This window comes from Streptococcus sp. DD10, assembly GCF_001578805.1.
Classification (GTDB): Bacteria; Bacillota; Bacilli; order Lactobacillales; family Streptococcaceae; genus Streptococcus.
The window spans coordinates 31,666-41,996 of the sequence record NZ_KQ969167.1 but is presented as its reverse complement, the minus strand read 5'-3'; the positions used below and the strand labels follow the sequence as shown (position 1 = coordinate 41,996).

Genomic DNA, 10,331 nt, shown 5'->3' with positions numbered 1-10,331 from the left:
GAAAAACCTTATCTAAAGTATCAGTAAAAATAGAGAGAGAGTGTTTATTTTGAAAAAAAGCCTACCTCTCTTTGAGACTGTATGAGTCTAGCACCGACTATTATACCAAAATTCCACTTTAACTTGAAGTTTTTAATAGAAGATAAACTATTGGAAATTACTTTTTTTAAAAATAGGTTCTATACTTGACAAAAATTGGTCTATACCATATAATAAAATAAGAAAGTGAAAAGGAGTTTAGCAATGAAAATTATTCAAGTAGCGACGCAAGTCGAAGGAGGCAAGATTGCTTTTGAGATTTTGAAGGAAAAGTTAGAGGCTGGTGCTAAGGTCTTAGGATTGGCGACAGGTTCTAGTCCGATTGAATTTTATAGACAAGTGACAGCTAGCGACCTTGATTTTAAGGAACTTATTAGTGTTAATTTGGATGAATATGTGGGGCTATCTGCAGATAACAATCAGTCCTACCATTATTTTATGAAGGAAAATCTTTTCCATGCTAAACCATTTAAAGTTTCCTATCTGCCAAATGGTTTAGCAGAAAATCCTGAAGAAGAAGTGCAACGGTACAACCAGATTTTGGCTGAACATCCTGTGGATTTGCAGATTTTGGGTGTGGGTCGTAATGGCCATATCGGCTTTAATGAACCTGGGACTAGCTTTGAAAGTGAAACCCATCTGGTGGACTTGCAGCAGTCAACCATAGAAGCCAACAGCCGTTTCTTTGAAAGAATAGAAGATGTACCGACACAAGCTCTATCAATGGGAATTAAAAATATTTTAGCGGCCAAGACCATTGTTCTTTTTGCATATGGTAAATCAAAAGCCGATGCTATCAAGGGCATGGTAGAAGGACCAGTGACAGAAGATCTACCAGCAAGTAGCCTGCAAAACCATGATGATGTCATTATCATTGCGGATAAAGAGGCTCTTTCAGGGGTGGAGGAACAATAAACAATAGGAGATGTAAGTTTAATGCTTCGTCTCCTATTTTCTGTGGAGATTTAACTAGAAAACGTTTGCAATTATTTGTGATGTGATTTATAATATTCGTGTTAAATGATTTTTTAGGAGGGATTTGTGATGGAAAAAGGTTTCCGTTTACATAAAAAACGTACAGGGCAATGGATTTGTCTTGCAGGTGCATCGCTTGTTTTTGTAGCTGGAGCTACGGAGCTTGTCTCAGCAAATGAAAAAGCTTGGGTAGCTCGTACTGTAGAAATGGTTAAAATAGACTTGAAAGAGAGTAAAGACTCTACTACCTACTTAATTAAGTGGGGAGATACTTTGTCTGTTATAGCTAAAGCGGTGGATATTGATATGAATATCCTTGCTCAGATTAATAAGATTGCTAATGTGGATCTTATCTATGCTGGCAATAAGCTTTCTATCAGTAAGGACGGACAGCGTATTGTAGTTGATAATGGAGAAGTAGCCCAAGCATACCGTGTGATACAACCAACTGCTACAGACTCAGAAGAAGTACCAGAGGCTCGAGTGGAGCATGTAGCAGAATTTAATAGTAAAAATACAGAAGAAATTCGTGACTTTATCAATAAAAATCAAGTTGATATAGTTACCTCTACGAAAACTCACAATGATGCAAATAAACCAGCAGAACTCCCTGACAAGCTCACTGTTGAAACAGGAGAGAACCTTAGCGGACTAGTAAAAAATGATACTAGTGTTGTTGTACTTCCATCTATAAGGGAAGAGATTTTATCGGAGACATCACGTGAGGAGACTATTGAAGTACCAACTAGTGAGGTCTCAACACAACCAAAGACGGATACTCCTTCAGAACCAGTATCCTCTTCGGGAGTAACGGAGTCTGCTAGTGAAGTATCTTCTCCAAATGTAGATAAACTAGCTTCTGAGGCAATAGATTCTGTAAGTGGTGATTCTTCTCATGGAATAAGTTCAGAAAATGTAGAGGTAGTAAGTGACCAAGCAAATGGTGAAACCTCATTTCGATCAGTACCAATCATCGAAAGAAATATAAGTCCAGCTACAGAAAATTCAAGTCAACCGATTGCTAGTACCGTTACAGTAGTTGAACGAGTGGTTCGCTTGACAGAGGGGGTTCCTTATCAGGTTATTTATCAAGAGGATGAAAATCTCTCAGTAGGTCAAACTATCATTGTAACAGAAGGAAGCTTAGGCGAAAAAATTAGTATGCAGAAGGTTGTTATCAAGGATGGAGTTGAAGTCAGTCGTGAAACAACCTCAATAAATGAAATAAAAGCACCTGTTAATCGTGTTATTAAAGTTGGAACTAAGAGAGCGGTAAACACCTCGATAGTAGTGACACCTGAAAACGAAACTGAAGCTGCATCAATCGTCGTCAATCCACTTCCGATAAGAGAAACGATTTATACAGAAGTCACAGATAGTGCTAAAAAAGATGTGGTGACTGACGATAAAGTTTTAGACGAGATGGTTAAGAATGTCAAAAATAGTGTGTCTATTCCAACTATGTCTAGTGACAAATTAGCAACGGCAAAACTTGTTGAAATTTACGACAATACAATATTTGAAGGTCGTCGTGAACTTGAAAATATTCAGGCTTCTTTTGTTACAGTTACGATAAAACGAAAACGGGAACTGCAGGATAAAGAGGATCAAGTGGAAACGCTGATTAGTAAAGATATTCCAGTCATTACAGGAATAGTGAGAGTTGGGACTCGCAAACCTGGATTTGAAACTGTAAAAGCGGATGGTGGTTTAGTAAGTTTATCTTCTGATTTACCAAAAGAAGAGTTGGCTAAGATTCAAGTTTTTGATAATAAAGAAACTGTATTATCAGATAGAATGTCTGGGCATTTAGGAAGTGCTATTACTCTTGAATACAAGGGAGACTTAGCAAAAACAGATATAGGACTTGAAATTAAAGCAAATAATTTAACAGTTCGTAGTCAACCTAGTATTTATAAGTACAATGAAAAAACTCAGTTATTAGATGAATTGTCGACAACTGTTAATGGGAATATGGCATACGCACCTATTTCTGAGTCTGGAACGTATATAGTAGCAGATAAAACAGAACAGGATAAAACTGTTCAGAATGCTCCGTTACTTGAGAGTAAGAAAACTGTAAAAACTGGTCGCTCTATTGCCTTTGTATTGGATAGTTCAGGTAGTATGAGTTCTAATGATTCTGAAGATAAGCGTATTAGTCTATCGAAAGAATTAATTAATCAGCTTGATTCTTCTAAAGATAAAGTGGCCGTGATTGACTTTGACGACTATGGAACTGTACTAAAAAATCTGGGTAGTAATTTTGATGAAGCAAAAGATGCTTTGGAAAAAGTTGACAGTTCAGGGGGGACAGATTTGTTATTAGGGCTTCATACTGGGCTACATGAACTATTAACTGATAAATCTAATAACAAAAAGTCGATTGTGTTCTTAACAGATGGTGAGGATAATTCCCGAATTAGTCAGTATGATGAATTGTTAAAACAAGCTAATGATAATAATATTTCAATTTATGTTGTTGGTCTTCGTTCTGTCGACGAAGTTTTGTTAAGAGAAATTGCGAACAGAACAAACGGAAAGTATTACTATGCAGAGGAGGCGAATGGCTTACCAGAAATCTTTAAACAAGTAGAGGTTGATACTATTGCTGGCGATACCAATAATGATAGGATTTCTGCATACTATACGAAAGAAATTTTTAAAGGAAATCTGTTATCGGGAACTGGAGAACAATTATTTAAGTCACAGGTAGAAGAATTTCGCAGTGAACTAGCTAATAAACATGGCATTACTAACTATGATAAATTATCGGAGGATAAGAAGAAGGAGTTGCTTAATCCTTTGATTGATAAGATGGATGACTCTGTGTTTGAAAATGTTTTAGACAAAGATCCTGATGGTGATACATTGGTTAATGGTAATGAAGCTAGACCAGAAATTAATAAAAAAACAGGTAAAGTTTACTTATATCTTGTGAGTCACCCAAATCAAAAAGATACCGATGGTGATGGGATAACGGATGATAAAGACAATACACCTAGAGGTAGTCTTGAAAAGAATTTAGCTATATATTCTAATTCAGATGATACCGATGGTGATGGTTGGTCTGATGCAGATGAAAATAGAGAAAAAGATTCCTTTGGTCAAAAGTTGAATCCGTCAGAATGGAATGTAGATAGAAGAGACCTAGCCATTTTTGCTGCACTTGCTTATTTTGATAAAAATCAGAAAATAACTTTGCAAGATATTTTTAATAACCCTTCCATCTTAAATCAGAAAAATGGTAAAGATTTTGGAAATGACAATTTGTACGGTCTGCTAAAATCAGAGGATTTTGAAATATTCAAAAAATGGGAACTAGTAGCAGAGTTAGAAAGCGAAGCTGTTGATATAATTACAACTAAATCTAATTTAGTTATCTTTAAAAATAAAAATACTAAAGATATTGTATTGGCGTTTCGCGGAACAGATGAAGCACCTCAAGAATTAGTAAAAGATTTGACTATACCTCTAGGGAATAAATCATTTGCAGATAGTGTAGAGAAACTACTTGAGTATTCTAAGATATATTTGAATGATAATTATAGAAATGTGTATATTACAGGTCACTCTTTAGGCGGTTATCAAGCGTATATTGCAGCAAGTAAATTATTTGGTAATTCTGAGCACAAAGTCATTAGAGTGACTAATTTGAATGGTCCTGGTTTGCCAGATTGGTCAATCAAAAATGCTAACGATGCATACAATTCAGTAAATGATATTGTGAATTTACCAGCTAAAGAAATTATTGAGTTAAGAAGTGTTGCTAATCCCTTCATATCTAGAATAAAGAAAGTTTCTGATACTTTATTCAATGTTTATTCTTTAGCCAATAGGTTGGTTAATAAAAATTATTTTGATAATTTATACAATGTTTTACAACAGAATGCATCAAAAATTGTGTCCCTTGTTACTGATGCAAAAAAATATCAAAATGATACAAAGAAGGATACGAACTTATTGAATCTGTCAGCTGAAAGTATGGAATCTGGACGTAAATCAGGAAGTGTTTTGGCTTCTTGGATAGGTCTAGGGAATGGTTTCTGGCGTAATACTATAGAAAATATAGGTGGTCTAACATCTGTGTTCACAAATGTTCCTACAAATTTCGTAAGCAATTCCATTGGAAATAAAGTTAATGAAATTTTAGGAAATATGTCAGATGCGATTTGGGGAAAAGGCACAAAACATCCTACCAACTCCCAAAAATATAGTGTAAGGTATGCTAAGAAATTTTCTTCGGAAGATTATGGCTTTGTAACAAATGCACTATATTCTCATTATCTACCTTCCTTCTTTGCAAGTAAAGATTTTAACCAAGGTAAACGTTCTTCGACTGATTTATTTTAGAATAATATAAAAAGGATTAGTCAATTCAACGGCTAATCCTTTTTTCTAATTCTGAGGAATAAGATGAAGCGGGGCAACCCGCTTTTTTGTCAGCTCTGAAGAAATTCTGAAAAAACTATGGTAAAAAAGCATTCCAGATTTTCCGTCTGAAATGCTTTCTTTTTAATCAAAATACAACAAATCCTTGTTGGTGTTTGTAAAGATGTCAAAGCCATCCTTGGTCACGACACCACAGTCTTCGATACGGACACCGACCTTGCCAGGGATATAGATTCCAGGTTCAACAGAGAAACACATGCCTTCCTCGATGACCATGTCGTTTCCTTCCATGATAGATGGGAATTCGTGGACATCCATACCGATACCATGACCTAGACGGTGGTTGAAGTACTCTCCGTAGCCAGCTTTTTCGATAACAGTACGTGCTGCCCGGTCCACTTCATGAGCAGTTACACCAGGTTTGATAAAGTCTAGGGCAGCTTGTTGAGCTTCTAAAGTCAAGTTATAGATGTCTTTTTTGAACTGGTCTGGCTTGCCAACGGCAACAGTCCGTGTCATATCGGAAGCGTAGCCATTGACCATAACTCCCAGGTCAAAGAGGAGGAGAGCATTATTTTCCACCTTATTTGCACCAGGGATACCGTGTGGATTGGCAGCATTGTCACCAGTCAAGACCATGGTTTCAAAACTCATCTCATAGCCTTCCTGTTTCATGGCAAAGTCAATCTGCGCGATGATGTCTGTTTCGGTCTTGTCAAGGGAGATATTGTCAAATCCAACCTTGACTGCCTTGTCAGCGTATTGTCCAGCGACAAACATCTTTTGGATTTCGTCTGCTGACTTGAACAGGCGCATTCTGTTGATGCGAGGGGTCAGGTTTTCAAAGTTTGCACCCTCAAATACGGTACGTAGACCGTGGTATTTAGTTAGGATGAGATTGTCAAACTCGACAGAAACGGTTTTGAAGCCGTGAACTGGTAAGGCATGCTTGATTTTCTCCCAGGGATTTTCAGAGTCCACATAGCCCACAACAGTGAAATCCACAGAGCTAGATGCCCTCTCAACTTCAAGAGCAGGGACAAAGAGCAGAGGTGCGTGATCGGCAAAGACAAAAAGGAACATCTGGCGTTCATGAGGGTCACTGTAAAAGCCAGTTAGATAGTTAATGGTGACGGGGTCAGATACGACAGCGACGTCCATTTTTTCATTTTCGAGATACTCGATGATTTGATTGATTTTAGACATAAGCTACCTTCTTTCTACCCCTCTATTTTTGCAAAAAAAAGAAAAAAATCAAGATAAAGGAGAAGGAAATTCCAAGAAACCAAAAAGAAAAACGAAAATCTAGCGAGATGACATATTTTTTATGTTTGAATGCTTAAAAATGAGTGATAAGAACCTAGATAGATTACTTACCAACTTTGTTGTTCGTAAACTCTTTTTCAAAAAAATATTAAAATACTTGAAAGTGTTTACAATTAGTGGTAAAATAATTTTGGTAGGAAAATGAAAACGAAATTTTCAATATAGAAAGGAAAAAGAATGAATACAGACGATACTGTAACAATTTATGATGTCGCTCGAGAAGCTGGTGTATCGATGGCTACGGTTAGTCGCGTTGTTAATGGTAATAAAAACGTCAAAGAAAACACACGAAAAAAAGTGTTGGAAGTTATTGAACGTTTGGACTATCGCCCGAATGCAGTTGCACGTGGACTTGCAAGTAAGAAAACTACGACTGTTGGGGTAGTGATTCCAAATATTACAAACAGCTATTTTGCAACTTTAGCCAAAGGGATTGATGACATTGCAGAAATGTATAAATACAATATCATCTTGACTAATAGTGATGAGGACGACGATAAGGAAGTCGCAGTTGTCAACAATCTCTTTTCAAAACAAGTAGATGGTGTTATTTTTATGGGCTACCATCTAACAGAGAAAATTCGCTCAGAGTTTTCACGTTCACGCACACCGGTTGTTCTTGCAGGTACAGTAGATGTGGAGCATCAGTTGCCAAGTGTTAATATTGACTACGCTAAAGCAACTGCTGATGCTGTGGAGGAACTTTCTAAGAGGAATGATAAGATTGCTTTTGTTAGCGGTCCTCTAGTAGATGATATTAATGGGAAAGTTCGTTTATCTGGATACAAATCCGGATTAAAAGCTCAAGGTCTGACATATAGTGAAGGTTTAGTATTTGAGTCAAAATACGGTTATAATGATGGCTATGCAATGGCAGAACGTTTAATCGCATCTAAAGCTAATGCTGCTGTAGTAACTGGGGATGAGTTGGCTGCAGGTCTTTTGAATGGATTAACAGATAGAGGGATTCAAGTACCTGCTGATTTTGAAATCATTGCGAGTGATGATTCTCAAGTTACACGCTATACTCGTCCTAGTCTAACTTCAATCAGCCAGCCTCTTTATGATTTAGGGGCGATTAGTATGCGTATGTTGACAAAGATTATGCATAAAGAAGAATTGGATGAACGTGAAGTCTTACTATCACATGGAATTACAAAACGCCAATCGACAAAATAAAAAATGAGGAGTGAGTGAAACAGAGCTTTTCTTGTTTCCCCTTCTCTTTTTTGCTATAATAGTTTTATGAAAGTATTGCTCTATTTAGAAGGTAAATCCGTACTAGAAAAATCAGGTATTGGTCGAGCGTTGCATCATCAGATGCATGCCTTAGATTTGGCTGGGATTCCTTATACAACAGATATTTTAGGAGATTATGATGTGGTTCACATCAATACATACGGTCCCAGAAGTTTTCTACTTCTTCATGCTGCAAAAAAAATGGCAAAAAAGTCATTATGCATGGACATTCGACAAAGGAAGATTTTCAAAATTCGTTTATCGGTTCTAATTTTTTTGCTCCTTTTGTGGGTAAATATTTAGCTCATCTTTATCAAAAAGCGGATTATGTGATCACGCCATCAGAATATTCAAAACGGTTGATTCAGTCTTACGGAGTGACGACACCGATTATTGCAGTGTCAAACGGAATCGATCTCGAAAAATATGGTAAGGATGAACACAAAGAAGAAGTATTTCGTAGGTATTTTGGGATTGAAAAAAATACTCCTGTAGTTGTTTGTGCAGGTCTGTATTTTCGTCGTAAAGGTATTGAGGATTTTGTTAAAGTAGCAGAAAAGATGCCTCATGTACGCTTTATCTGGCTCGGTTCGATAAAAAAATGGCTAATTCCTAAAAAATTAGGGATATTGTCAATGGCAAGCATCCAGCTAATGTTAGCTTCCCTGGCTATTTTAAAGGTGCTGTTTTTCAGGGAGCGATGAGTGGGGCAAGTGCTTTTTTCTTTCCGTCTTATGAGGAAACAGAAGGGATTGTTGTTTTAGAAGCTTTTGCCAGTCATCAACATGTTGTCCTTCGAGATATCCCTGTCTATGAGGGGTGGATTGATGAAAAATCAGCGGATCTTTGTCATAATGTAGATGAATTTGTTGTGGCTCTTGAAAACATTATCCAAGGAAAGACGGATAAACGCGAAGAAGGCTTTAAGGTGGCTCAGAGTCGCTCGATTGATGACGTTGCGCAACAGTTAGTTGCGGCATATAAAGAGGTATTGGAGATTTAAATGCGAATTGGTTTATTTACAGATACGTATTTTCCGCAAGTTTCAGGTGTAGCGACAAGCATTCGTACTCTAAAGATGGAGCTTGAAAAGTTAGGTCATACTGTATTTATCTTTACGACAACAGATAAGGATGTGGACCGCTATGGGGATTGGCAAATCGTTCGTATCCCGAGCGTTCCTTTTTTTGCTTTTAAAGACCGCCGAGTGGCTTATCGGGGTTTTTCAAAAGCTTTAGAAATTGCAAAGCAGTATCAGTTGGATATCATTCATACCCAGACAGAGTTTTCTTTAGGACTTTTGGGGATTGCTATCGCAAAGGAACTAAAGATTCCTGTTGTTCATACTTATCATACTCAGTATGAAGATTATGTGCACTATATTGCGAAAGGATTGATAATTCGACCAAGTATGGTGAAGTATATGGCTCGCAGTTTCATGAGCGAGTTAGATGGTGTTATTTGTCCTAGCGAAATCGTTTACGACTTGCTGGTCAAATATAAAATTGCTGCTGAAAAACGAGTGATTCCTACTGGTATTGATCTTGCAAAATTTGAGCGTCCAGAATTGACTGGTGTTGTCATTGCAAAATTACGTGAAAAATTAGGGATTGACCCCAAAGAAACCATGTTGTTGAGTTTATCGCGTGTTTCATACGAAAAGAATATCCAGTCTATTGTTGCAGCAATTCCAGATGTTTGTCAAGAAAATCCCAATATAAAATTAGTTGTAGCTGGTGACGGTCCTTATCTAAATGATTTAAAAGGACAGGTAAATCGTTTAGGCATCGAAGATAAGGTAATTTTTACAGGGATGATTCCGCCTAGTGAGACGGCTCTTTACTACAAGGCAGCAGATTTCTTTGTTTCTGCCTCAACTAGTGAGACCCAAGGCTTGACTTACTTAGAGGCTTTGGCCAGCGGTACGCCAATTATTGCTCATGGGAATCCTTATCTAGAAGGTGTAATCGATGATCCTATGTTTGGTCTCCTCTACTATAAGGAAAAGGATTTAGCAGGAGCCATCCTAGAGGCTACTCTTTCAACTCCAAGACCCCAAGAGAAGAAATGGGCACAAAAGCTCTATGACATCTCCGCTGAGAACTTTGGGAAACGTATGTATGAGTTCTACTTGGATGTTTCTATCTCAAGAGAATTTAAGAAAGATCATCATCAAGAAGCAACTGCTAGACGGCTAGCACGATCGATTCGTACCCTTCCACGCAAAGCAATGGCATTACCGGTTAAAGGTTCTGTCCGCATGTTAAAAGCTTCACGGAAACAAATTAAAACGATTCGAAAATACTTGGAGTAGTTATGGTGAAGGAACTAAAACATCAATTTATATTGGTATTAGTTTC

At 37.3% G+C, this 10,331-nt stretch carries 5 protein-coding genes and 1 pseudogene; 5 read left to right on the top strand and 1 reads right to left on the bottom strand.

Annotation, left to right across the window (positions count from 1 at the left end; all coding sequences use genetic code 11):
* Window positions 1–243 precede the first annotated feature (243 nt).
* Both nagB and STRDD10_RS09580 read left to right on the top strand, forming a co-directional pair.
* A complete protein-coding gene (gene nagB, locus STRDD10_RS09585; protein WP_067195546.1) occupies window positions 244–954 on the top strand; it encodes a glucosamine-6-phosphate deaminase in 711 nt (236 codons plus the stop codon).
* A 129-nt stretch (window positions 955–1,083) separates the two neighbouring features.
* A complete protein-coding gene (locus STRDD10_RS09580) occupies window positions 1,084–5,367 on the top strand; it encodes a VWA domain-containing protein (RefSeq protein WP_067195543.1) in 4,284 nt (1,427 codons plus the stop codon).
* A gap of 162 nt (window positions 5,368–5,529) precedes the next feature.
* Here STRDD10_RS09580 and STRDD10_RS09575 read toward each other — a convergent pair whose 3' ends face one another.
* Window positions 5,530–6,612, bottom strand: coding sequence for a M24 family metallopeptidase (locus STRDD10_RS09575; protein WP_067195540.1), 1,083 nt, complete (start codon window positions 6,610–6,612; stop codon window positions 5,530–5,532).
* Between the two features lie 297 nt (window positions 6,613–6,909).
* Here STRDD10_RS09575 and ccpA point away from each other — a divergent pair, with 297 nt between their 5' ends.
* The 3 genes and pseudogenes from ccpA (at window position 6,910) to STRDD10_RS09560 (ending at window position 10,285) form a co-directional block, all read left to right on the top strand.
* Window positions 6,910–7,911 carry a catabolite control protein A gene (gene ccpA / locus STRDD10_RS09570; protein WP_067195538.1) on the top strand — a complete coding sequence of 334 codons (1,002 nt, stop codon included), beginning with the start codon at window positions 6,910–6,912 and terminating at the stop codon, window positions 7,909–7,911.
* 66 nt (window positions 7,912–7,977) lie between these two features.
* A pseudogene (locus STRDD10_RS09565) lies at window positions 7,978–8,974 on the top strand (glycosyltransferase).
* Entirely contained in the window at window positions 8,975–10,285 is a 1,311-nt protein-coding gene (locus tag STRDD10_RS09560; protein ID WP_067195536.1) for a glycosyltransferase family 4 protein, read from the top strand. It begins immediately after the preceding pseudogene.
* Window positions 10,286–10,331 lie beyond the last annotated feature (46 nt).